At 64.5% G+C, this 24,157-nt stretch carries 22 protein-coding genes and 1 riboswitch; of the genes, 13 read left to right on the top strand and 9 right to left on the bottom strand.

What is annotated here, in order from left to right; genetic code table 11:
- Positions 1 to 5: 5 nt before the first annotated feature.
- A complete protein-coding gene (parE, locus tag ABLE71_RS14640; protein WP_348784166.1) occupies positions 6 to 2,060 on the bottom strand; it encodes a DNA topoisomerase IV subunit B in 2,055 nt (684 codons plus the stop codon).
- Between the two features lie 121 nt (positions 2,061 to 2,181).
- Positions 2,182 to 3,255, bottom strand: coding sequence for a D-alanine--D-alanine ligase family protein (locus ABLE71_RS14635; RefSeq protein ID WP_348784165.1), 1,074 nt, complete (start codon positions 3,253 to 3,255; stop codon positions 2,182 to 2,184).
- Positions 3,256 to 3,461: 206 nt separating this feature from the next.
- Between ABLE71_RS14635 and cpaB the strand changes: the two genes are divergently transcribed.
- The 8 genes from cpaB to ABLE71_RS14595 all read left to right on the top strand — a co-directional run bounded on the left by cpaB (position 3,462) and on the right by ABLE71_RS14595 (position 11,385).
- Entirely contained in the window at positions 3,462 to 4,391 is a 930-nt protein-coding gene (gene cpaB / locus ABLE71_RS14630; RefSeq protein WP_348784164.1) for a Flp pilus assembly protein CpaB, read from the top strand.
- Between the two features lie 106 nt (positions 4,392 to 4,497).
- Complete coding sequence (locus ABLE71_RS14625) at positions 4,498 to 5,874, top strand: type II and III secretion system protein family protein (RefSeq protein ID WP_348784492.1); 1,377 nt, start codon at positions 4,498 to 4,500, stop codon at positions 5,872 to 5,874.
- A 4-nt stretch (positions 5,875 to 5,878) separates the two neighbouring features.
- On the top strand, positions 5,879 to 6,154 hold the full coding sequence (locus tag ABLE71_RS14620) for a hypothetical protein (protein ID WP_348784163.1): 276 nt from the start codon (positions 5,879 to 5,881) through the stop codon (positions 6,152 to 6,154).
- Positions 6,155 to 6,169: 15 nt separating this feature from the next.
- Complete coding sequence (locus ABLE71_RS14615) at positions 6,170 to 7,381, top strand: response regulator/pilus assembly protein (protein ID WP_348784162.1); 1,212 nt, start codon at positions 6,170 to 6,172, stop codon at positions 7,379 to 7,381.
- Positions 7,378 to 8,796, top strand: a complete 1,419-nt coding sequence (locus ABLE71_RS14610; protein ID WP_348784161.1) for a CpaF family protein — start codon at positions 7,378 to 7,380, stop codon at positions 8,794 to 8,796. The genes ABLE71_RS14615 and ABLE71_RS14610 overlap by 4 nt, the downstream gene beginning before the upstream one ends.
- Positions 8,796 to 9,749, top strand: a complete 954-nt coding sequence (locus tag ABLE71_RS14605) for a type II secretion system F family protein (RefSeq protein ID WP_348784160.1) — start codon at positions 8,796 to 8,798, stop codon at positions 9,747 to 9,749. Before ABLE71_RS14610 ends, ABLE71_RS14605 begins: the two co-directional genes overlap by 1 nt.
- A gap of 11 nt (positions 9,750 to 9,760) precedes the next feature.
- Entirely contained in the window at positions 9,761 to 10,723 is a 963-nt protein-coding gene (locus ABLE71_RS14600; RefSeq protein ID WP_348784159.1) for a type II secretion system F family protein, read from the top strand.
- 191 nt (positions 10,724 to 10,914) lie between these two features.
- A complete protein-coding gene (locus ABLE71_RS14595; protein ID WP_348784158.1) occupies positions 10,915 to 11,385 on the top strand; it encodes a tetratricopeptide repeat protein in 471 nt (156 codons plus the stop codon).
- A 39-nt stretch (positions 11,386 to 11,424) separates the two neighbouring features.
- Here ABLE71_RS14595 and gcvP read toward each other — a convergent pair whose 3' ends face one another.
- From gcvP to gcvT, 3 genes are read right to left on the bottom strand one after another with little or no spacing between them, the layout of a single operon-like run.
- Positions 11,425 to 14,232, bottom strand: coding sequence for an aminomethyl-transferring glycine dehydrogenase (gene gcvP, locus ABLE71_RS14590; RefSeq protein WP_348784157.1), 2,808 nt, complete (start codon positions 14,230 to 14,232; stop codon positions 11,425 to 11,427).
- Positions 14,233 to 14,245: 13 nt separating this feature from the next.
- The gene (gene gcvH, locus ABLE71_RS14585) at positions 14,246 to 14,614 is read right to left on the bottom strand and encodes a glycine cleavage system protein GcvH (RefSeq protein ID WP_348784156.1); all 369 of its coding nucleotides are present in this window, start codon (positions 14,612 to 14,614) and stop codon (positions 14,246 to 14,248) included.
- Positions 14,615 to 14,619: 5 nt separating this feature from the next.
- Positions 14,620 to 15,720 (bottom strand): glycine cleavage system aminomethyltransferase GcvT, encoded by a 1,101-nt coding sequence (gene gcvT / locus ABLE71_RS14580; RefSeq protein ID WP_348784155.1) that lies wholly within the window; start codon positions 15,718 to 15,720, stop codon positions 14,620 to 14,622.
- Positions 15,721 to 15,866: 146 nt separating this feature from the next.
- A riboswitch (glycine riboswitch) is annotated at positions 15,867 to 15,953 on the bottom strand.
- 244 nt (positions 15,954 to 16,197) lie between these two features.
- Here gcvT and ABLE71_RS14575 point away from each other — a divergent pair.
- From ABLE71_RS14575 to ABLE71_RS14555, 5 genes are all read left to right on the top strand, one after another.
- A complete protein-coding gene (locus ABLE71_RS14575) occupies positions 16,198 to 16,992 on the top strand; it encodes a citryl-CoA lyase (protein ID WP_348784154.1) in 795 nt (264 codons plus the stop codon).
- A complete protein-coding gene (locus ABLE71_RS14570) occupies positions 16,976 to 18,286 on the top strand; it encodes an AMP-binding protein (protein WP_348784153.1) in 1,311 nt (436 codons plus the stop codon). The genes ABLE71_RS14575 and ABLE71_RS14570 overlap by 17 nt, the downstream gene beginning before the upstream one ends.
- Before the next feature lie 28 nt (positions 18,287 to 18,314).
- Positions 18,315 to 18,896, top strand: coding sequence for a VOC family protein (locus tag ABLE71_RS14565; protein ID WP_348784152.1), 582 nt, complete (start codon positions 18,315 to 18,317; stop codon positions 18,894 to 18,896).
- Positions 18,897 to 18,915: 19 nt separating this feature from the next.
- Complete coding sequence (locus tag ABLE71_RS14560; RefSeq protein WP_348784151.1) at positions 18,916 to 19,746, top strand: glutathione S-transferase family protein; 831 nt, start codon at positions 18,916 to 18,918, stop codon at positions 19,744 to 19,746.
- A 286-nt stretch (positions 19,747 to 20,032) separates the two neighbouring features.
- On the top strand, positions 20,033 to 21,034 hold the full coding sequence (locus tag ABLE71_RS14555; RefSeq protein WP_348784150.1) for a hypothetical protein: 1,002 nt from the start codon (positions 20,033 to 20,035) through the stop codon (positions 21,032 to 21,034).
- Between the two features lie 56 nt (positions 21,035 to 21,090).
- Here ABLE71_RS14555 and ABLE71_RS14550 read toward each other — a convergent pair whose 3' ends face one another.
- Genes ABLE71_RS14550 through ABLE71_RS14535 form a run of 4 tightly spaced genes read right to left on the bottom strand, consistent with a single transcriptional unit; the run spans position 21,091 to position 24,150 of the window.
- Positions 21,091 to 21,939, bottom strand: a complete 849-nt coding sequence (locus ABLE71_RS14550) for an NAD(P)-dependent oxidoreductase (RefSeq protein WP_348784149.1) — start codon at positions 21,937 to 21,939, stop codon at positions 21,091 to 21,093.
- 53 nt (positions 21,940 to 21,992) lie between these two features.
- On the bottom strand, positions 21,993 to 22,649 hold the full coding sequence (locus tag ABLE71_RS14545) for a DUF1345 domain-containing protein (protein ID WP_348784148.1): 657 nt from the start codon (positions 22,647 to 22,649) through the stop codon (positions 21,993 to 21,995).
- Positions 22,646 to 23,107 carry a YaiI/YqxD family protein gene (locus ABLE71_RS14540; protein WP_348784147.1) on the bottom strand — a complete coding sequence of 154 codons (462 nt, stop codon included), beginning with the start codon at positions 23,105 to 23,107 and terminating at the stop codon, positions 22,646 to 22,648. The genes ABLE71_RS14545 and ABLE71_RS14540 overlap by 4 nt, the downstream gene beginning before the upstream one ends.
- A complete protein-coding gene (locus ABLE71_RS14535) occupies positions 23,104 to 24,150 on the bottom strand; it encodes a methionine synthase (protein ID WP_348784146.1) in 1,047 nt (348 codons plus the stop codon). Before ABLE71_RS14535 ends, ABLE71_RS14540 begins: the two co-directional genes overlap by 4 nt.
- Positions 24,151 to 24,157: the final 7 nt, after the last annotated feature.

Raw genomic sequence — 24,157 nt, 5'->3', positions numbered from 1 at the left:
CTGATTCAGATATCCAGCACCTCGGCGTCGGCGAATTCGGCGCGTTCCTGGATGAAGCGGAAGCGGGCTTCGGGCTTGGTGCCCATCAGCGCGTCGACGGCCAGTTTCGTCGCGGCTTCATCCTCCTCGACATCGACCCGCAGCAGCGTGCGCTTCCTCGGATCCATGGTGGTTTCCTTCAACTGCGCGGCCATCATCTCGCCGAGCCCCTTGAAACGGCCGATCTCGATCTTGCCGCGGCCGGCGAATTCGGACTTCAGGAGCTCGTCCTTGTGGGCGTCGTCGCGGGCATAGAGCACCTTGCCGCCCTGACTGATGCGGTAAAGCGGCGGCACGGCCATGTAGAGGTGGCCGCCGCGCACGAGGTTCGGCATCTCCTGGTAGAAGAAGGTGATGAGCAGCGAGGCGATGTGCGCGCCGTCGACATCGGCGTCGGTCATGATGATCACGCGGTCGTAGCGCAGATCCTCGTCGCGGTATTTGGTGCGGGTGCCACAGCCGAGCGCCTGGACCAGATCCGAAATCTGCTGGTTGGCATTGAGCTTGTCGTTGCCGGCGCTGGCGACATTGAGGATTTTGCCGCGCAGCGGCAGCACGGCCTGGCTGGCGCGGTCGCGCGCCTGCTTGGCGGAGCCGCCGGCCGAATCGCCCTCGACGATGAAGAGTTCGGCGCCGGCGGCGGCGTTCTGCGTGCAGTCGGCAAGCTTGCCGGGCAGCCTCAGTTTGCGGATCGCCGTCTTGCGCGACACCTCGCGCTCCTGGCGGCGGCGCACGCGCTCGTCGGCGCGCGCGATGACCCATTCGAGCAGTTTCGAGGCTTCCTGCGGATTGTCGGCCAGCCAGTGGTCGAACGGATCGCGGATCGCGGAGTCGACGATGCGGATCGCCTCCATCGTCGCCAGCCGGTCCTTGGTCTGTCCGACGAATTCCGGTTCGCGGATGAAGACGGAGAGCATGCCGGCGGCGGAGATCATCACATCGTCGCTGGTGATGATCGACGCCCGCTTGTTGCCGGTCAGGTCGGCATAGGCGCGCAGGCCGCGCAAAAGCACGTTGCGCAGCCCCGCCTCATGCGTGCCGCCCTCATGCGTGGGAATCGTGTTGCAGTAGGAGTTGAGGAAGCCGTCCCCGCCATACCAGGTGACCGCCCATTCGACCGCGCCATGGCCGCCCTGCTTCTCGCTCTTGCCGGCGAAGATTTCGCGGGTGACCTGGAAGTCGCCGCCGAGCGAGGCTTTCAGATAGTCCTTCAAGCCGCCGGGGAAATGGAACACCGCCTTCGGGGGCGTCTGGTCCTTGTCCTTGATGAGTTCGGGCGCGCAGCTCCAGCGGATCTCGACGCCGCCGAACAGGTAGGCTTTCGAGCGCGCCATGCGGTAGAGCCGGGCAGGCTCGAATGAGGCGGCCTTGCCGAATATGTCGGGATCGGGATGAAAGCGTATTTTCGTGCCGCGGCGGTTGTGGACCTCGCCTAGTTGCTCGATCTTGCCCTGCGGCACGCCGCGCGAGAAGCGCATGCGGTAGAGTTGGCGGCCGCGCGCGACCTCGACCTCGAGCTGCTCGGACAACGCGTTGACGACCGAGACGCCGACGCCGTGCAGGCCTCCGCTCGTCTCATAGACCTTGGAATCGAACTTGCCGCCGGCATGCAGCGTGCACATGATGACTTCGAGCGCGGACTTCTTCGGGAATTTTGGGTGCGGGTCGACCGGTATGCCGCGTCCATTGTCGGTGACGGTCAGGAAGCCATCGGCCGAAAATTCGACGTCGATGAAGGTGGCGTGGCCGGCAACCGCCTCGTCCATGGAATTGTCGATCACCTCGGCGAAGAGGTGGTGCAGCGCCTTTTCGTCGGTGCCGCCGATATACATGCCCGGACGCCGGCGCACCGGCTCCAGCCCTTCGAGGACCTCGATGTCGGCCGCGCTGTAGCCCTCGCTGCCGTCTTTCGGCTGGGCGCTGCGCTTGGACGCCGCCTGCAGGATGGGGTCGAGCGGCCGCGCGGCCGCGCGCGGCGCCGTTTTTTCGGCGCGGGAGAACAGGTCGTTGCTATCGTCCATAGGATTCCAATCTGCGAATCGCTTCGGATATTGCCACGAGCGGGCCTTCGAGGAACAGAGAGGTTCGTCACCGCGCCTTACAGTGGCGGCCCGAATTCAACGCGGGCCTAAGCACGACCCTTCATCCGCCACGCGCGAGCCCATGCGCCACCAGCCGGTCGATGATCTCGGGATAGCTGACGCCGCTCGCCGCCATGGCCTTGGAATACATGCTGATGTCGGTGAAGCCGGGGATCGTGTTGAGCTCGTTGACGAGAACCTGCATGTCCTCGGTGACGAAAAAGTCGACTCGCGCCATGCCGTCGCAGCCGAGCGCCCTGAAGGCATTGCCCGCCATCTCGCGGATGCGCCCCTCGATGCCCTGCGCCAGCTCGGCCGGCACTTTCAGCACCGCACCGTCGCCGTCGACATATTTGGCGTCGTAGGTGTAGAAGCCGTGGCTCTCGGCCGGCACGATCTCGCCGGGACGGGAAACGAAGAGGTCGCCCTTGGGGTCTTCAAGCACGCTGCATTCGATCTCGCGGCCACGAATGAATTCTTCGGCCAAGAGCTTGCGGTCGTGCCTGAATCCTTCGGCAAGCGCCGCCTCGAATTCCGTTTCGGTGGAAACCTTGCTGACGCCCACGGACGAGCCCTGCCGGGCCGGCTTGATGAAGATCGGAAGGCCGAGTGCGGTGCGCAGTTGCGCGAAATCCGGCGTTTCGCCCTGATGGATCGTGACCGATCGCGCCGTGGCCAGGCCGGCCGCGTTCAGCAGCCGCTTGGCGACATCCTTGTCGAGGGCCGTTGCCGATCCGAGGATGCCGCAGCCTGCAAGCGGCACGCGCGCCACTTCCGCCAATCCCTGGACCGCGCCGTCCTCGCCATGGAGGCCGTGCAGGACGGGAAACAGGATGTCGATGACAGGCAGTTGGTGCGGCTCGCCGTTGGCCGGGATAGCCATCGCCCGTCCGTATCCGCCCGGCAAGAGGCAGATTTCCGTTCCGCTCGAAGGTTTCGACAGCGTGCCGTCTTCGAAGCCTGCCAGCAGCCATAGCCCTTCGCGGGTGACGAAGACGGGAACGGCTTCGTATTTCGCGGGATCGAGCGCGCGCATGACATTGGTCGCCGAAAGCACGGATACGTCGTTCTCGGCGGAGCGCCCGCCAAAAAGAACAGCGATGCGCAGTTTCGAGTCAGTCACGCCGAGGCTCATAAAAAAATTCCACTTTCCGTCCGTTCGATCAGATCGCGCTTCATCAGATTGCGCTTCGTTCGACAAGGGTTCGATAACCAACATTGCAAGAGGCGTCACGCCCGACAGCCAGAATTGCTGAAAATTTAGGAATTCTCCGTAGCGTGGCAGCACGACAAAAAGAACGGGCAAACAGGGGTTTAGAGGTGCGGGGCAGGGCTGTTACGATGATCGGCATCGCGGCCGTATTCGGCGCGATTTCGATATTCGCCGCCGACCTTTGGGTCAAGAGCGCGGCAAACGCTCGCATAGACCCGATCGAGGTCAGCGTGCCGGTTCCCGACGAGCCGAAGATCGAGTTCAGGAAAATTGTCGTCGCCGCGGCGCCACTGCGCTTTGGCATGGAGATCGACCGCACCCAACTCACGGAAATGTCCTGGCCACAGGATTCCCTGCCGGAAGGCGCATTCGGATCGGTCGACGAACTCCTGGCTGATGGTTCGCGCGTCGTGCTTTCGCCGATCGAGACCAGCGAGCCGGTGCTGCGGGCCAAACTTTCCGGCGCAAACGGCCGCGCCACGCTCTCCAACCTGCTTGCACCCGGCATGCGCGCCGTCACCATCAAGACCGACGAGATCGCCGGCGTCGGCGGCTTCGTGACGCCTGGCGACCGGGTCGACGTGGTGCTGACGCGCGACGCCGGCGCCATCGACGAGGTTTCGGACAACGCTGCGGGCGCTGCCGGCTCGACGATCACCACCGAGGTCGTCGTCGACAACGCCAAGGTGCTGACGGTCGGGCAGGGGGCTGACGAGCGCCAGACCAGCCCGCAGGTTGTCAATTCGGTGACGGTCGAGGTCAGCGTCGACGGCGCCAAGAAGATCGCGCTGGCGCGCAATGTCGGCTCGCTGTCGCTGTCGCTGCGTTCCTCCAACGACGTGAGCGCGGTCGGTGACGGCGTGACGACGATCTCGTCTTTCGGAGGGTCGGTTGCGGCGGGCGCCGCCGATGCGGCCAGTTCGATCATCAAAGCGATGTCGGCGGAGCAGGAAGGACCGAAATTCAAGACCGTGATCGTGACGCGCGGCCTACAGCCGCAATCCTATCAGGTCGTGATGCCTGAGGCGTCGAAGGCGAACGGCGAGAAATTGAACTGAAACCCGGCGGGGACACCGGACAGACACGGATATCGGGGACGGGGAAATGTTTTTTTTGACGGGGAAGACGAGACGGCGGGCATTTGGCTTGCTGACACTAGCGTCGCTGGCGGTCTGCGGGGGCGCGGGCGGCACGCTCGCGCTGACGTCGGGCGCTGCCGCGAATGACGTGATCCACATTTCTTCGGCCAAGAACGCGTCGATCAAGATCGCCAAGGGAAAGCCAAGGACGATCAAGACCAACGTGCCCTTCTACGAGATCGTGATCGGCGATCCCGAGGTCGCCAACGTCAATCCACTGACGGACTCATCCTTCTACGTGCTGGGCAACAATCTCGGCACCACGGGCATTGCGCTTTTCGACGAGAACAAGCAGCTCGTCGGCACCGTCGACATCGAGGTGACGCTCGATACCGACCGTCTGGCGTCCACCATCCGCAGCAGCGTGCCCGGCGGCGAGGACATCAAGGTCAGCTCGGCGAACGGCCGCGTGGTGTTGTCGGGCTCCGCCAACGACCAGGTCGCGGCCGACAAGGCATCGAAGATCGCGTCTAATTTCTCCGGCGAGGAGGAAGTGATCAACTCGGTCAACATCTCGTCGTCGCAACAGGTCCAGCTCAACGTCCGCTTTGTCGAGATCAATCGCCAGGTCGGGCAGGAACTGGGCACCAAGATCGGCGTCAAATATCTCGGCCATGACGGCGGCATCTCGTTCAACTCGAACCCGTCCGCCACGTCCAACGCGCCGGCCGGCCAGATCATAGGCGCGCTCCTCACCAACGGCTGGACGATCGATGTCGCGATCAAGGCGCTTGAGGACCGCGGCGTCGCCCGCCGACTCGCTGAGCCGAACCTGATCGCGCGCTCCGGGCAGAAGGCAAGCTTCCTAGCCGGCGGCGAGGTGCCGATCCCGGTTTCCGGCGACGAGGGCCAGATCACCGTCGAGTACAAGAAGTTCGGTGTCGGGCTTGAGTTCACCCCGACCGTGCTTGCCGACGGGCTCATCTCGCTCGAGATCGCGCCGGAGGTCTCTTCGGTCGACAGGTCGGCTAATATCAATATCGGAAACGGTATTACCGTGCCGAGCTTCGTCGTGCGACGCGCGCAAACCTCGATCGATCTGAAGAATGGCCAAAGCTTCATGATGGCCGGCCTGCTGCAGAGCGAGAACAACATGATCAACCAGAGCATCCCGGGACTTGGCAAGCTGCCGGTGCTTGGGCCGTTGTTCTCGTCCAAAGCCTATCAAAGGCGCGAGACGGACCTGGTCATCATCGTCACGCCTTACCTGGTCAAGCCGATCGACCCGTCCAAGAAGCTGGTGGCTCCCACCGACGAAACGCTTCCGGCGAGTCCCGTCGAATATTTCCTTGGCAACAAGGAAGAGATCAGGGTTTCCGATGCGGGCGTACCTCTGACCAGTCCTGGAGCAATGGCGGCGCAGGTCGGCGCCGGCCATATCCTCGACCTGCCGGGGGAGTAATTCCATGCGGATACAACTCAAATTCGCGATTCTGATAGCTCTGGCGGGCTTTGGCTCAGGCTGCCTGAACGACGCAAACCGCCGCGCAGACGGACTGACCGACGGCGCCGGCAATGCATCGGCCTCGAACTCGGTCATGCAGATGGTCGATCCCTGGCAGTTCGGCGTGCAGGACACGCGGCTGCTGGTGCCGGCCGCGCGCAGCACGGCGTCGGCAAGTGCCGCCGACGACGCGGCCGATGCCAAGACATCGCAGACGACGAGCGGCAGCGGCAACTGATCACAGGACTAGAGCATGGCTACCCCCACCAAGACCAAGCGCATTGTCCTCGTCTCGACCGACAAGGCATTCGTACAGGACAGCAAGGCGGCGTTCGCGGCGTCGGACCTCATCCAGCTTTCGACCGTCGAAAAGAGCGTTGTGGAACTGCGCGGCGAGATCCAGGAGGCGGACTGCGACGCCGTCATCATCGACATGGATGCGGCTAGGCTCGAAGAGATCGAAGCGCTCCAGCGCATCACCCGCCGCCTGGAGGGGAGGGCGCCGATCCTGGTGGTGACCCAGGAATTCAGCGCGGCGGCCGTGCGCATCCTGGTTCAGCTTCAGGTCGCCGACTTCCTGGTAAAGCCGCTGACCACCGCTGATCTCGTGCGCTCCTGCATCCGCGTTCTGCAGGGGCCGGGCCGCGAGCAGAATACGGAATCGCAGATATACACCTTCATGCCGGCCGCCGGCGGCGTAGGCTGCACGACACTGACCCTGCAGACGGCGTTTCAACTGCATCATTCGGTGACACGCGGGGCCTCGACCTGCGTCGTCGACCTCAACTTCCAGCAGGGCGCCTGCGCCGAATATCTCGACCTCGAGCCGCGCTTCGACATCACCGAAATCGAGAACCAGCCCGAACGCCTCGACCGCCAGCTGCTCGACGTGATGCTGTCGAAACATTCCAGCGGGCTCTGCGTGCTCGCGGCGCCGACGCGGCCGTCGGAGATGCGCTCCTTCAACGCCGATGTCGTCGTTCGCATGCTCGATCTCGTGTCGGCCTATTTCGACAATGTCGTGATCGACATGCCGCGCACATGGTTCCCCTGGACGGAGACGGTGCTGCTCGGATCGAACAAGCTCTACGTCGTCACCGAGATGACGGTGCCATGCCTGCGTCACACGCAGCGCCTGATCCAGGCGATCTACGAGACCGTCGGCAAGGAGGTGAAGCCGAACGTCATCGTCAACCGCTTCGAGCAGCGCATGTTCGAGAACGGCGTCAAACAGGCAGACGTGGAGGAAATCCTCGGAGACCATTTCGTCGGCGGCATCTCAAACAACTACCGGCTGGTACGCGAGGCGGTCGACCGCGGCGTACCGCTGCACGAGATCGATCCGAACGCCAACGTTGTGAACGACCTCAAGCGCATCATCCTGCCGGAAGAGGCGGTCTCGGCGCCGAAGAAGTCGCGCTCGCTCTATGACATCGGCCGCGGCCTGCTGAGGAAATCGGCATGAGCAGCAGCCGTTTTTCCGCTCTGCAGCAGCGCGACGCGAAACCCTTGCGGGCAATCGAGCCGGCGCCGAGCCAGCATCAGGCGGTGGTCATCCCGACGACCCGAAAGGTGCAGCCCAAGGCCGAGCTTGGTCCGAAAACGACCAACAAGGTCATCGATGCGCGGTCGCGGATTCACCGCATGCTGATCGAGGAGATCAATTTGGTGGCGTTGGAGCGGCTGCCGAAGGACGAGATGCGCCGCCAGGTGCACGACTTCGTCTCCGAGAAGACGCGCCAGGAGCGCATGGCGATCAACGTCGCCGAGCTGGAAGCCCTGGTCGATGACATCGTCGACGAGATGGTCGGGCTCGGACCGCTGGAGCCGCTGCTGAAAGACCCGGATATCAACGACATCCTGATCAACGGGCATCAGAACTGCTTCGTCGAGCGCAAGGGCAAGCTGCAGCAGGTGCACATCCCGTTCAAGGACGAGGCGCATCTCCTTCGCATCATCAATAAGATCGTCGCGGCGGTAGGCCGGCGCGTCGACGAGAGCGCGCCGATGGTCGACGCGCGCATGCTGGACGGCTCGCGCTTCAACGCGGCGATCCGGCCGGTCGGCGTCGACGGGCCGCTGGTGTCGATCCGCAAATTCTCCAAGAACAAGCTCGGCCTGCACAAGCTCGTCGAATTCGGCGCCATCACGCAGAACATGGCCGAGGTGCTTGCCGCCGCCGTGCATGCGCGCAAGACCACGATCATCTCGGGCGGCACCGGCACCGGCAAGACCACGATGCTGAACGCGCTATCCGCCTTCATCCCCGAGGACGAACGGCTGATCACCATCGAGGACGCTGCGGAGCTTCAACTGCAGCAGCCGCATGTGGCGCGCATGGAGACGCGGCCGGCCAACATCGAAGGGCATGGCGAGCTCAAGCAGCGCGACCTCGTCAAGAACGCGCTGCGCATGCGCCCCGACCGCGTCATTCTCGGCGAGTGCCGCGGCGAGGAAGCCTTCGACATGCTGCAGGCGATGAACACCGGCCACGAAGGCTCGATGGCGACGATCCACGCCAACACGCCGCGCGACGCCATTTCGCGCCTGGAACAGATGCTCGGCATGACCGGCATGCCGATGACGGTGCAGTCGATCCGCAGCCAGATCGCCAGCGCCATCGACATCATCGTTCAGCTCACGCGCCTCTCCGACGGCAGGCGCAAGGTGACCAGCGTCGCGGAGGTGACCGGCATGGAAGGCGACGTCATCCAGATGCAGGAAATCTTCAAGTTCGTGCGCACCGGCATGGAGGCGGACGGCACGATCCTCGGCCATTTCGAGGCGACAGGCATCCGCCCGCGCTTCCTGGAGGACATGCGGGCGATGGGCATCGAGTTTCCCGGCAAGTATTTCGAGCCGGGACGGGCGCTGGAGTAATGAGCGGCGCGCTGTATGTCGTTTATGCCGGAGCGGCGCTGTTCGGCATCATCATCGCGGAAGCGGTCTACATGCTCTATGCGGGCAAGAAGGACCGCCGCGCGGCGATCAATCGGCGCGTGAAGCTGCAGGAGAAGAAGATCAGCCAGGAGCAGGTGCTGATCCAGCTGCGCAAGGAGCGCGGGATCGACGGTCGCTCGTTCCTGTCGATGGATTCGCTCCGCAAGCTGCGCGTCCAGTCCGGCGTGACCATGCCGATGACAAGATTTCTCGGCATCACCTCGGGCGTGGCGCTGGCGATCGTGGCCGCTTGTGTCTCTAAGGGTCTGCCGCCGCTGTTCGCGCTGATGCTCCTTCCGTTTCTTTGCGTGGTCATCCCGCTGCAGGTGCTGAAGTTCCGTCGCAACAGGCGGCACAAGATCTTCGGCGTCCAATTGCCGGAGGCGCTGGAGCTGATCACGCGAAGCCTGAAGGCCGGCCATCCCGTGCCCGTGGCGGTCGGCATGGTCGCGCGCGAGATGCCCGATCCGATCGGCACCGAGTTCGGCGTGGTGGCCGACGAGGTGACCTATGGCTCGGACCTCGTCTCGGCGCTCCACAACCTCTACGAGCGCGTCGGGCAGGAGGACCTGCCGCTGTTCGTGACGGCGGTATCGATCCAGAGCTCCTCCGGCGGCAATCTGCGCGAAATCCTCGACGGGCTGTCGGCGACGATCCGCGAACGCGGCAAGCTGAAGCGCAAGGTGCGCGCCATTTCCACCGAGGGCCGCATTTCGGCCTATATCCTGACCGCGGTCCCGTGCCTGCTCGGCGCCGCGATCATGGCGCTGATGCCGCATTTCTACACCAGCGTGTGGGACGAGCCGATGACCTGGTATCTGCTTGGCGCTTCCGTCGTGTGGCTGATGCTGGGCAACGCGATGATGTTCAAGATGTCGAATTTCAAGTTTTAGGACTGGTCCTGATGGAAGAGATGATCCTTTTCCTCGCCTCGCTGCGCCCGACTTCGCTGATGCCGGTGGCGCTGTTGCTGCTTGCCTGCGGCGGGCTCGTCGTCGCCTGGTCGACGCTGACCGAACGCGGCGAGCAGAACGATGTGAAGCGCCGGCTCAAGGTCGAGACGCAGACGCCGGCGGCCATCGCGGAACCGGACAAAAAGAAAAACGTCGACGCGGTGCGCGAGAAGGCGGCGAAGACCGCGCATGAGTTCTACGCCAAGAGCGACCCGGAGAACGTCGCGCGGCTGCGCCTCAAGCTGATCCAGGCAGGCTTCATGGATCCCGGCGCGGTGGGCACCTTCTTCCTGATCCGCTTCGGCTGCTTCTTCGCCGGGGCGGTCGGCGCTTTCCTGATCAACAACTGGATGGCGAGCGCGGAGGCGACCACCTTCAGCCGCTGGTCGTTCGTCATCATCGCCGGGGCGGTCGGCTATTTCCTTCCAGGCCTCGTGCTTGCACGGCTGATCTCCACCAAGATGCGCGAATACCGCAACGGCTTTCCGGATTTCATGGACCTGATGATTGTCTGCTCCGACGCCGGCATGGCGATGGAAGCCGGCATCGAGCGCGTGTCGAAGGAACTGGCGACGAGCTATCCCGGGCTCAGCCAGAACCTGCAGCTCGTTTCGCTGGAGCTCAGGGCCGGGCGCAGTCTCGACGATGCGCTGAAGTCGCTCGCCGACCGGCTCAGCCTCGACGAGGTGCGTTCCTTCGCGACGCTGCTGCAGCAGTCCAAGGAACTCGGCACCAGCCTGTCGGGCGCGCTGCGCGTGTTCTCCGACGAGATGCGCCACAAGCGCATGTCGCTCGCCGAGGAGAAGGCGCATGCGCTGCCGGCCAAGATGTCGGTGCCGGTGACGGTCTGCATCCTGCCGGTGGTGCTGATGGTGGCGATCATTCCGGTCATCGTGAAGATGACCGCCGAGTGAACTGTCGCAGTAAAAGATTGGTTGCCGCGTAAGCCAATCTTAAGCGCGCTTGGGCACCGAAGTTTAAATGCCTTTGAGCTAATGTCGTGCCGTTACACATGGGCATCGGAATATTCCGAAAACCGGCTTTCACTTTTCGGTTCCGATGCCTGCAACGACCCGGGAAACGGGCGGTGGCGGGACAGGGACAGATGGGCAAGTTTTCTTCCATGAGGATGGCCGCATTGGTTGCGGCCATGATGACCGGCGGCTGCACGACGCAGGGCGTCGACAAGACGGCGACGACCTCGATCGCGCCGGTGACGGCCGACATCAGCCAGGCCGATCTCACCGCCGGCAAGGCGCAATTCCGCGAGGCCAATTACGGGCTCGCCGAAGATCATTTTCGCAAGGCGGTCGAGCTGCGGGCGGACAATTCCGAGGCGTGGATGGGGCTTGCAGCCTCCTATGACCAGCTCGGCCGCTTCGACTTCGCCGACCGCGCCTACGACCAGCTGCTGAAGGTCGCCGGGCGCAGACCGGAGATCGTCAACAACATGGGCTATTCGCAGCTCCTGCGCGGCAACAAGAAAAAAGCCCGGCAACTGCTGAACGAGGCCAGGAACGGTATGGCCGATCCGGCGGTGGTGGACGCGAACCTCGCGCTGCTGAACAAGGGGTGAGGGTGCAGGTTACGACACCCAAACGCCTGTCCTTGTTGCTTACTCCGCGGCGCTGACATACTCGCTGAGCGGCGGGCAGGAGCAGACGAGGTTGCGGTCGCCGGCGACGTTGTCGATGCGCGAGACCGGCGGCCAGTATTTTGCGGCGTTGGCGTCGCCGGCCGGGTAGGCCGCCTCCAGCCGTGAATAGGGATGCTTCCAGTCGCCTGCCAGCGCCTCGGCCGCCGTGTGCGGTGCGTTGACCAGCGGATTGTCCTCGCGCGGCCATTCGCCCTTCTCGACTTTTGCTGCTTCGCCGGCGATGGCGATCATCGCATCGCAGAAGCGGTCGAGTTCCGGCTTGGGTTCGGATTCGGTCGGCTCGACCATCAGCGTGCCGGCTACCGGCCATGACATGGTCGGCGCGTGGAAGCCGTAGTCGATCAGTCGCTTGGCGATGTCCTCGACGCCAACCCCGGCGCGGTCCTTCAAGACGCGCGTGTCGAGGATGCATTCATGCGCGACGCGGCCGGACCGGCCCTTGAAGAGGACCGGGTAGTGCGCCGCGAGGCGGGCGGCGATGTAGTTGGCGTTGAGGATCGCCATCTCGGTCGCCTGCTTTAGCCCGGCCGCGCCCATCATGCGGATGTACATCCAGGTGATCGGCAGGATCGAAGCGCTGCCGAAGGGCGCGGCAGCGACGGCGTGCGCGCTGCCTTCCGCTATGTGGCCCGGCAAATGCGGCTTCAGATGCGCCTTGACGCCGATCGGCCCAACGCCCGGTCCGCCGCCGCCGTGTGGGATGCAGAAGGTCTTGTGCAGGTTCATGTGGCAGACATCGGCGCCGATGTCGCCGGGACGCGCCAGACCCACCATCGCATTGAGATTGGCGCCGTCGAAATAGACCTGGCCGCCATGCTCGTGCACGATCGCGCATATGTCCCTGGCGCCTTCCTCGAAGACGCCGTGGGTCGAAGGATAGGTGAACATTAGCGCGGCCAGCCTGCCGGCATGTTCCTCGGCCTTTGCCCGGAGGTCGGCGACGTCGATGTCACCATCCTCGAGGCAGCGCACCACCACCACCTCCATGCCGGCCATCGCCGCGCTCGCCGGATTGGTGCCGTGCGCGGATGAGGGGATCAGGCAGACGGTGCGCTGTGAGTCGCCGCGCGACAGGTGCCAGCGACGGATGGCGAGCAGGCCGGCATATTCTCCCTGGCTGCCGGCATTGGGCTGCAGCGACACGGCGTCGAAGCCGGTGATTTCAGACAGCCACGCTTCGAGGTCGGTGAACATCGCGCGATAGCCGGCCGAGTGTGCCTTCGGGGCGAGCGGATGGAGGTTGGCGACCGATGCCCAGCTGACAGGCATCATCTCGGCGGCGGCGTTGAGCTTCATGGTGCAGGAGCCGAGCGGGATCATGGTGCGGTCGAGCGCCAGATCCTTGTCGGCGAGGCGGCGCAAAAGCCGCATCATCTCGGTCTCGGAGCGGTTCTCGTGGAAGACCGGCTGGGTGAGGAAAGCCTTGCCGCGCGGGCTTCCCGGCAGCGTGCGGCCGGCTTCGGCCGGAACGCTCGCGCCGAACAGCTTGGCGATGGCTTCGAGGTCGGCCTCGGTGGAGGTCTCGTCGAACGATACGCCGATGTTGTCCGCGTCGATGACGCGCAGCAGGCGTCCCTCGCCTTCGGCGGCAGCGGCGTTCCCGGCGGCCTTGCCCTTCGTCTCCACCGTCACCGTATCGAAGCGGCGGTCGCCCGAAACGCTCAGGCCCGCGGCTTTCAACGCGGCGGCGAGGCGGTTCGCCAGGCTATGCACGCGCGCAGCGATTTCCTGCAGCCCCTCAGGCCCATGCCAGATGGCGTAGGCGGCGGCCATGTTGGCGAGCAGCGCCTGCGCAGTGCAGATGTTGGAGGTCGCCTTGTCGCGGCGGATGTGCTGCTCGCGCGTCTGCAGCGCGAGGCGGTAGCCGGGACGGCCATGCGCGTCGACCGACTGGCCGACGAGGCGGCCGGGCATCAGCCGTGTCAGTCTGTCGGAGACCGCGCAATAGGCGGCGTGCGGGCCGCCAAAACCCATCGGCACGCCGAAGCGCTGCATGGAGCCGACTGCGATGTCGGCTCCGAGCGCCGAGACAGGCTCAGTAAGGGTGAGCGCCAGCGGATCGGCGACGAAGACGACCAGCACGCCGGCGGCCTTGGCCTTCTCGATGGCCGCGCCGTGCTCGCCGTAGACGCCGTGCGTGTCGGGCCACGGCACTAGAAGGGCTGCCGTGTTGTCGTCGATGGTGTCGCCATCAATTTCGATGCCGAGCGGCTCGGCGCGGGTGCGCACGACATCGAGGACCTGCGGGTGCAGCGGGCCCGCGAGCGCGACGCGATTCTTCTTGTCGCGATGGTGACGCACTGCGATACCCACCGCTTCGGCCACCGCCGTCGCTTCGTCGAGCAGCGAGGCCGACGCGACCGGCAGGCCTGTCAGTTCGGTGACCAGCGTCTGGAAATTGAACAGCATCTCCAGCCGGCCCTGGCTGATCTCGGCCTGGTAGGGCGTATAGGCGGTGTACCAGGCCGGGTTCTCGAACAGGTTGCGCTGGATGACAGGTGGCACGATCGTGCCGTGATAGCCTGCGCCGATGAAGCTCTTCAGCACGGTATTGGCGTCCATCTTCGCGCCAAGCTCGGCCAGCGCCTCCGCCTCGGTCGCCGGCGCCGGCAATGCGAGCGACCGGTCGAGCCGGATCGACTTGGGCACCGCCTGGGAAATCAGCGTCTCGATCGACGGCACGCCGACGACGGCGAGCATGGCGCGGGTGTCCGCATGGCTGGGGCCGATGTGCCTGATGGCAAAGCTGTAAGTGGACGCGGTCATGAGAAACCCCCGGTCAGCCGATATGGGCTTTGTAGCCGGCCTGGTCGAGCAGGCCGGAAAGCTGGCTCTCGTCGGCGAGCTTCATCTTCCAGAGCCAGCCGTCGCCGGTGGCCGCGGAGTTGACTAGGGCGGGATCGGCGGAGAGCGCGGTATTTGCCTCGGTGACCTCGCCGTCGGCCGGTGCATAGACGTCGGACGCGGCCTTGACGGATTCGACGACCACTGCGGTGTCGCCCTTCTTCACCTTGCGGCCAACCTCGGGAAGTTCGACGAAAACGAGATCGCCGAGCTGTTCCTGTGCGTAGTCGGTGATGCCGACCGTCGCGACGCCGCCTTCGACGCGGATCCATTCATGGTCTTCGGTGAAATAGGTCTTTGCCATAAGGCTCATCCTTTGCGGTAGCGATGTGGGGTGAAGGGCAGGAGATGGACGTCCAGAGGGACCTTCGTCCCGCGGACATCGGCGAAAAGGCGCGTGCCGGGCTTTGCCAGCGGCGCGGAAACATAGCCCATCGCGACCGGAGCGCCGACGGAAGGGCCGAAGCCGCCGGAGGTGACCCGGCCGACGGTTTTCCCGTCGGCGTCCGTCAGCGCCGTTCCGGCGCGCACCGGCTGGCGGCCTTCGGGCTTGAGGCCGACGCGTTTTTCGGCGGGGCCTTTGGCGACGATCTCGCTGAGCGACTCGGCGCCGATGAAAGCCCCGTGCGCCCGTATTTCCTTGGGGACAGCCCACATCAGCCCGGCCGAAGCCGGATCGGTGTCGGGCGTGATATCCTGGCCGTGCAGGCAGAGCCCGGCCTCCAGCCGCAGGCTGTCGCGGGCGGCAAGCCCGATCCACATGGCGCGCGGGTCGGCGAACAGCTCCTTCACAAGCTGGCGGGCATCGGCCTCCGGCAGGCCGATCTCGAAACCGTCCTCGCCGGTATAGCCCGAGCGGCTCATGAACCAGTCGTGGCGAAGCTCCAGCCCGTGCATGAAGGTCATGGCGTCGGTTTCGATGCCGGCGTTGAGCAGCACGTCCGCAGCGTCCGGCCCTTGGATGGCGAGGAAGACCCGGTCGAGCGGCGTTACCGCGGCATCGAAATCCTTGGTCAGGCTCTTCAGATGCGCCTCGTCGGTCGCGGCGTTGCCGGCATTCGCGACGACCATGAAACGGTCCTTGGCGAGCCGCGTCACGATCAGGTCGTCGATGATGCCGGCCTCTTCGGTGAGGAGAAAGGTGTATTTCGACTGCGAGAGTTCGAGCGCGGCCGGGTCGAAAGGGCAGGCTCGTGCCAGAAAGGCAGCAGCATCCGGTCCCGTCACCTCGAACAGCTTCATGTGCGAGATGTCGAAGAGGCCGGCATGCTCGCGCGTGTGGAGATGCTCTTTCATGACGCCGGGCGGATAGGTGAGCGGCATCGACCAGCCGGCGAATGCGCCGAAACGCGCGCCGGCGGCCTTGTGCAGATCTTCAAGTGGAAGGATCTTGGTGTCTTCGCCGTTCATGACTTCTCCAGAGATGCACGCAAATCGGCCGCAAGCGACCGCTCCGTGCCCCTCTGTCTGAAGCCTGAGAGACTCGCGCAACCGGAACCCTGTCGGCGGCGCTTACACCTTCGGCGCGGGGCTTCCCCCGACTTTCCAGAGCGTCTTTCCCGTCTACGGTTCTTTTGCCTGAGAGATTTCGGGCGATTTCCCCTTCGGCGGCAGCTTTCGCTGCTCTCTCCCGCAAACAGGTAGAGCCTCGTGAAGAGGCCCTCGACGAATCGACGCTAGCCCATATGCGCCGCATTGTCACCTGCCCGCGGCGGAGGCGGGCAGTTGAATTTCGGCCCTCGACCCGCCCGAGAACGAACCGGCAAACAATCGAGGACGCCGAATTGTCGCGCTTTCGTCTGGCCCGCGAACTGGAGTTGACTTAGCATGTCGCGGAAAAGCGCGGCATCAAGAGCGCATTCGGGGAAATTGCGGCAAGGGGAAGACATGCAGATCGGCAAGGGCGGACGGGCGGTTTCCGGCATGTGCCATGCACAGGCCGATCGCATCGAGGTTCGCGGCCGCGACCTGACCTCCGATCTTATGGGACGGGTCGGCTTCACCGACTATTTCTTCCTTCTGCTCACCGGCAAGGAGGCAAGCAAGGAGCAGCGCTTCTTCCTGGACCTTCTTCTGGTGGCGATCGCCGAGCACGGGCTGGTGCCGACGGTGCAGGCGGCGCGCATGACGCTGGCGGCCGATCCCGGCTCGCTGCAGGGCGCGGTAGCCGCGGGCATTCTGGGCGCCGGTCCTGTCATCCTCGGAACATCAGAACTCTGTGGCAGGCTGTTGACGCTGGCCGATGCGAAGGTCGCCGCCGGCGGCGAGCCGGACGCGGTGGCGCTGGCGCTGGTGCGCGGCATACGCGAAGCCGGCGGCAAGGCGCCCGGCTTCGGCCACCCGATCCACAAGCCCGTCGATCCGCGCGCTGCGCGCATCCTGGCCCTTGCCGGGGAACGCGGTGTGGCTGGAAGACACGTCGTTATGGCAGGGCGCATCGAGCGGGCTGTCGCCGAGGTGTGGGGTAGGCCGCTGGTGATGAACGTCTCGATGCCTATCGCCGCAGTCCTGCTCGACCTCGACTTTCCCGCGGCCATGATGAAGGCGATCCCGCTGCTCGCGCGCACCGCAAGCATTCTGGCGCATCTGGCTGAGGAGCAGCAGAACCCGATCGGCTTCCTGATGGCCGGCGCGGCCGAGGCGGCAGTCGTCTACGAGAAGGACGATGCTGCCAATGTTTGAGCCTGAGATCGAGACACGCACGGCCGAAGACCAGTTCCGGCTGGACGATCTCTATTTCCGCCGGCAAGCGGCCTATCTCGTCGACCACTCGCCATTCTATCTTGAGAAGCTTGCGAAGGCAGGATTCGATACCGCCGAGGCGATCGGCGGTCTGGACAGGATCGCGAACCTGCCCTTCACCGAAAAGCAGGAAATCCGCGCAAGCTGCACGGCGGAAAACCCGATCGGCGCCCATCTCGCCGTATCGCGCGAGAAGCTTGTGCGCATCTACTCGACGAGCGGTACGACCGGCACGCCGAGCTACATTCCGCTGACCAGCCAAGATCTCGATAATTGGGTGACGACGTCGGCGCGAAGCTATTCAGCATCTGGAATTGCCGCTGGCGAGACGGTGGTGTCGACCTACAATGCCGGCCCCTTTGTCGCCGGTGCCGCCCTTGCCGCCTTCGACCGACTCGGCATGTGCCACGTTCCCGTCGGCACCGGCAACACCGAACGGCTGATGACAGCGATCCGTCTGCTGAAGCCGACCGCCGCAGTATTGACGCCGTCCTATGCGTGGCATCTGATCGAATGGGCGGCCGAACGTGGCTTCGACCTGCAAAATTCCAGCATCAAGCGGGTCCTGGTTGCGGGCGAGCCGGGCGGCGGCGAACCGGCGATGCGCCAGCGGCTTGAACAGGGCTGGGGCGCCAAGGTCACCGAGGCAATGGGCATCGGCGACATCGGTGTATCGCTGTGGGGCGAATGCGAGGAGCAGGACGGCATGCACTTCGGCGCACGCGGCTTCGTCCATGCCGAGTTGATCGACCCGGAAACCGGCGATGCGCTTGCCATGCAAGACGGCGCGCGGGGCGAACTCGTGCTGACGCATCTGAGGCACCAGGCGGCGCCGCTGCTGAGGTTCCGCACACGCGACCATGTCGAAGTCAGGACTTCGCCCTGCCCCTGCGGGCGCACGGCTATGCGCTTGCGCTGCATCGGCCGCACGGACGACATGCTGATCGTGCGCGGCGTCAATGTGTTCCCGTCGGCGATTCGCGAGATCGTCGGCGAGTTTTCGCCTGATGTCAGCGGCGCTATCCTGGTGAAGCCGGCGGCGGCAGGCGTCAGCCAAGAGCCGCCGCTGCCGATCGTGGTGGAACTTGCCAAGGGCGGCGAACCCGATACGGGCCTTGCCGGCCGGATAAAGGAACGCCTGCGCGCCGCGTTGCTTTTTTCGGCCGCCATAGAGCTGGCGCCGTTCGGAACGCTTGAACGAAGCGAATACAAGTCCAAACTGGTCAGGCATTAAGACCACGGCGGCAGATCGGGAGGAGAGCATGCAGAAACTTCAGTCGCAGGGCGTGCATCACATCACTATGGTCGGCGCGGACAGGCGAACCTCGATCGATTTCTGGGAAGGCGTGCTCGGCATGCCGTTCATCTTCGAGCAGCCCAATCTCGACAAGGCGAGCGAAAGCCATCTCTATTTCGATCCCGGCGACGGAAGGCTGATCACCGTCTTCACCGATGAGAGCCGCAAACCAGCCCCCGAGCGTACGCCGACCGATATCGGCTGCGTTCACCACATCGCCTTTTCCGTCTCGCGCGTCACCTTCCTTCAGGCGGTGGCGAGGCTCGACGAACGCGGGATCAAGCACAGCGGCGTCAAGGACCGCGGCTTCATGGATTCGATCTATTTCCAGGATCCGCTCGGCCTGTTGATCGAACTCGCCAGCTACCGCTTTGAGCCGCCGCAAGGTTTCAGTCATGGCGAGGTGCTGATGGAGGCCCATAATATACGCGTGTCGCGTGGCGACTATGCGATCGCCGAAGTGCATCTTGCCGACGCGATCCAGAACCTGATCGAACGGTCACGTCCGTCCCTATCGGACGACCGCTCGCCGAAGAACCCGTACTGAAACCCGAGGGAGGAACTACATGGCCAAGATCGCAACCAAGGCTGCACGGAAAACCACCGCAAAGAAGGCGCCGGCGAAGTCCGCAAAGGCGAGCAAGCCGGCAAAGTCTGCGAAGACCGCCAAGACCGGCAAGGCGGCAGCAAAGAAGCCGGCAAAGAAGCCGGCCTTGCACCTCAACGTGCTGAAGCCGAGCGTGAACAACATGTCGGTGCGCGTGTTCGTGCGCGCCGCCGGGCTTGATTTCGCGGAAAGCGATGTCTGGGGCTCCACCCGCTCGCCCGAATTCCTGGCCAAGAACCCGGCGCACCTGACACCGATGCTTGAGGAAAAGGGTCTGCCCAACGGGGCGTTGTGGGAGAGCTGCGCGATCATGCAGTACCTCTCCAACAAGCACGGGCTGGAGAAATTCTATCCCAAGGCGCCGGCCAAACGGGCGATGATCGACAGCGCCATGTTCTACCTGATCGGCACGCTCTATCCATATCTGGCGCGCGCCACCTATCCGGCGCTCGGCTTTCCGCAATATGCCGGCGAGGTCGGGGCCAGTGACCTTGAGCCGGGTCACAAGACGACAGCGCAGAAGGCGGCCATGGCGGCGATCGCCGAGCCGCTTGAGGTCTTCCACACATTCTTCATGAGTGGGTCGCCCTTCATCGGCGGAAAAAACCCCTCGATCGCCGATATCCGGCTGGCGGCGACGCTCGAATTCCTTGATGCCATCGACTATGCGCTGCCGGCTTGGGGCAAGACCTACATGGCGGCGATGGAGACGAAGCTCGGCAAGGCCTATTCGGAGCCAGCCGCCGATGTGCGCGGCTATATCGGCTATGTGAAGTCGCAGCAGAAATAGCGGCGTTGCAAGCTCTATCTGCCGGCTCGCATGTGGCCGGCAGATGCACGACGCCCGGCTGCACGCCTACTCTTGGACGAATGTCGGGAAAGAGCGCAAATCGGTCGTTGTGGACCACGGTTTCATGGACCGGAATCCATCCAGAAGCGGAGTTTCAAACTGAAATTGCCCGCTGCGCCGGAAGGGCTTCGGTAACCACGCCCCTTTGCGGTTCATCAAAACTGTCGTGCTAGGGTTCCCGCCAATCGCCGAGGGGACATCGGTGAAGCCAGAGGGGGCTTTGGACATGGACGTGAAAAATGCGTCCGCGCGGGTCGCGGACATCGCATCGAGAAAAAGCATAACGCCGCTGGACGTTCTGGAGCTTCGAAGGCTGATTTTCCGTGACGGTGTGGTCGCGGCGGCGGAGGCGGAGGCACTGTTTGGCCTGGACCGGGCCTGTACTGAGCGATGCGCCGAATGGCCGGAGTTCCTCGTAGAGGCAATCACCGATTACATCGTGCACCAGGAGAAGCCGGCGGGCTACGTCTCGGCCAAGAACGCGGAATGGCTGATCGCCGCAATTTCGCATGACGGCAAGGTCGACACAGTAACCGAACTCGAGCTTCTGGTCAGGGTGCTGGAGAAGGCGAAGTTCTCGACCGAGAAGCTGGTCGCTTTTGCGCTGAAGCAGGTCAAGCTTGCGGTGGTGGACGGGCAGGGGCCGCTGATGCACGGCGGCGAACTCGTTCCCGGCGTCATCGAGAAGGCCGAGGTCGATCTCCTGCGGCGCATGCTCCATGCCTTCGGCGGCGACGGCAACATCGCCATCACCCGCGCCGAGGCCGAGGTTCTCTTCGAGATCAATGACGCGGTCGCCGACGCGCGCAATGACGCCTCGTGGAACGACCTCTTCGTCAAGGCGGTCGCCAATTTCGTCATGTGCGCCTCCGGCTACCAGGCGCCGACACGGGAGGAGGCGCTCAGGCAGGAGAATTTCCTCGACCGGGCCGACGCGGACATCGGCGGCTTCCTGTCGCGAATGGCCTCCACGGGCGGCCGCGAGATGCTGGCGGCCTATCGGCAGTCGATCGACATCGACACCGACTGGGAGGCCCGCAACCAGTGGAGCGACGCCTGCCAGCGGCGCGCCGAGCGCATCGACAATGTCGAGGCGCGCTGGCTGGCCGAGCGGATCGGCAAGGACGGCCGCCTACAGCAGAACGAGCTGGCGCTGGTCCGCTTCATCAAGCAGACCTCGCCGTCCATCCATCCGGAACTCGCGTTGCTGCTTGAAAAGGTGGCATAGAGCGCGTTGCGCCGCCCCCACAGCGGGCGATGGACATGCGATCGAGCTCGCCCTTGTCATCCCTTTCGAGGCGCGTCGACCATCGCGCCGGCTTTGGGCGGGCGCGGGCTGAATCGCGACAGCACGGAAGCCAGCCACGCTTTTAGCCGGCGTTTCATGCGCTCGCGAGGCGACGGCACGCGCGGAACGCCCCCGTCGGCGGCGCGGAAACCGAGCAGGCGCTCGGCCTTACTCATGTCCCAGCGCATCCCCCGGTTGCTCGAGACGAGGTTGAAGATCTCGAACCGGATGCTGTCCGGAGCATGGACGCCGCGGTCGAAGGCGTCGCGGAGGTCTCGATCCGACAGCCATTTCCGCTGCTGCCAAAGGGTGTCGCCCAACTGCAGGCAGGAACGGTTCTCCCCATCCCCCCCGCAGGCGCCGATGCGAAAGCAAATCACCGACAGGTCGCGGGACGCGCTGAAGGATCGCGCTATCCATTCGCCGGCAAGCTTGCTGGCGCCATAGGGATTGATGGGAGCCGGCGCGACGTCTTCGTCGATAGGCAGGTCGGAGTCCCGGTGACCCTCCACGACGAAGCCGCTGCTTGCATAGATGACGCGCTTCGCACCGCCGCGTGCCGCGGCCTCGAAGACGTTCAGCGTCGCATCTATGTTGTTGCGCGCGAGCGAGCGCCAGTCCGCGTCGATGTCGGCGTGGGCGGCGAGGTGGATGATGCAATCGACACCCCTGAAGCGGTCCGCCCACGCTCCCCATTCGGCGAGGTCGACCTGTTCAATGAGATCATCCTGGGGCGGGGCAGCCACGTCGACCAGCAACAGCGTGTGGCGCTTCGATCGAAAATGTGCCGTCAGCTTGCGGCCAACGCTGCCGGCGGCGCCTGTGATGAGGATGGTTTTCGGCATTGCCGGACGTCCGCTGTCGTCGCGCGTCGAGCCTTGATGAATAAGGCGCAAGATCAGCCTGACGCAAGCGAAACCGCGACGTTGACCGCCGCGGCGACCAGCACCGTGTTGAAGAAGAACGATACGACGGCATGGACGAGCGTCAACTTGCGCATGGCGGTTCTGGTGATGTCGACGTCGGCCGTCTGCGCGGTCATGCCGATCACAAGGGCGTAGTAGAGGAAATCGTAGCCGCCCGGTTCGTCGCCGCCGGGGAATTGGAGGCCGCCGCTCAGGGACGCGACGCCCGTTTTCCCGCCGTCCTGGTCCTCGGGCCGCCAGTACATATGGGCATAGTGGATAGCGGTCATGGTGTGGATACTCATCCATCCGAGCGCCACGGAGGTGAGGGCGAGCGTCAGCTGGAACGGATTTGGCTTGTTGCCCTCGTTGATCAGGACGAAAAGAGATCCGACCGCCACCAACCCCGCCACGAAGGTGATGGCGACGATCACCCAGGCGGGTGCGTCGGTGCTTGCCGCGTGCTTTTTCAGGAAATCGGGCGTCATGCGTCGGATTTTGGCAAGTTCCAGAACGATATAGACAATGAAGAACGTGTTTGCCGAAGCCTGGACGGCGATATGCGGCCGAAGCCACAAGGTGAGCGCCAGGGCGAGCAGGCCACCGGCAAGCGCCGTGTAGAAGGCTGCGTAGCGGCGGAGCGAGATCATTGGCGGCTCCGCAGCGCGCGTCTGACCGCCTGGTCGAGCGCTGAGAGGAAGGCCGAGCGGTCGCGCGGCGAGAAGCTTGAGTTATAGCCCTTGCTTTCGCCGGTCTCGCGCAAATGCTGCTTCAGGTCGCGCATCGCCACCGCCATGCCGATCGTTTCGGATGTGAACGGCCTGCCGGTCATGCCGATGACGTGGGCGCCGAGCGCCACCGTGCGCGCGGCGAGCGGAATGTCGGCGGTGACGACGATGTCGTTGGCCGCCGCGTGCTCGACGATCCAGTCGTCGGCGGCGTCGGCGCCTTTGGCGACGACGACGTTGCGGATCATCGGATCTCGCGACGGCCGCAAACCGCCGTTGGAGACGAAGGTGACGATCAAGCCGTGCCGCTCGGCCACGCGGATCACCTCATCCTTGACCGGGCAGGCGTCGGCATCGACGTAGATGGCGGGTCCGGTCATCCGCTTTCGGCGACATGGGGAGCGGCGTGGCGCGCCCTTGCCAGTTCCGCGCCCTTACCGAGCGCGCCGAGTTTTCCCACTGCGACCGCGCGCGACAGTGGCGCCATGCCGCAATTGGTGCAAGGCTGGATGCGCTCGGCGTCGGCATGTTGCAGCGCCGCCTCGATGGTTGCCGCGACCTGTTCCGGCGTCTCGACTGTGTTCGACGCGACATCGATCGCACCGACCAGCAGCACCTTGTCGGGCAGAAGGGAGATCAGCGAGATCGGCACGCGCGAATTGGCGCACTCCAGCGAGACCTGGCTGATCGACGAGGCGTTGATGGCCGGGAAGATCTCCTCGTACTGCCGCCATTCGGCGCCGAGCGTTTCCTTCCACTTCAGGTTCGCCTCGATGCCGTAGCCGTAGCAGATGTGGACGGCGGTGGCGCATTTCAGCCCGCGCGCGGCCCGCTCCAGCGTGGCGATGCCCCATTCCTTGACGTCGTCCATGAACACGTTGAAGGCGGGCTCGTCGAACTGGATCACGTCGACGCCGACCGCCTCCAGTTCCAGCGCTTCCTCGTTGAGAATCTCGGCGAAAGCCATCGCCATGTCGGCACGCCGGCCGAAATGCCCGTCGGCCAGCGTATCGCATATGGTCATCGGGCCGGGCAGCGTCCATTTGAGCCGGCCCCTGACATGCGACCGGCAGAAGGCCGCCTCGTCGCGGTGGACGGGGCGGCTGCGCTTCGGCCGGCCCGTCACGGTCGGCACATCCACGACGTAGCGGTTGTTGCGGATGCCCATCTTCGTCTTGAGGTTCCAGTCGATGCCCTCGACGGTCTCAAGGAAGCCGTGCACGAAATGGGTGCGGAACTGCTCGCCGTCGGACACGGTGGCGATGCCGGCGTCCTCCTGCTCCTTGATCCAGATGAGCGCGGCGTCGCGCTTGGCCTGGTCGAGCGCTGCGCCAGACGGTATCCATTTCGGCCAGAGCTTTTCGGTCTCGGCAAGCCATGCCGGCTTCGGCAGGCTGCCGGCGACGGTGGCTGGAAAAAGCATGGCGAGA

The sequence above is a fragment of the Mesorhizobium sp. KR9-304 genome, from assembly GCF_040049215.1.
Classification (GTDB): domain Bacteria; phylum Pseudomonadota; class Alphaproteobacteria; order Rhizobiales; family Rhizobiaceae; genus Mesorhizobium_K.
The sequence above is the reverse complement of the archived record's forward strand: the minus strand, read 5'-3'. Positions and strand labels throughout refer to the sequence as shown.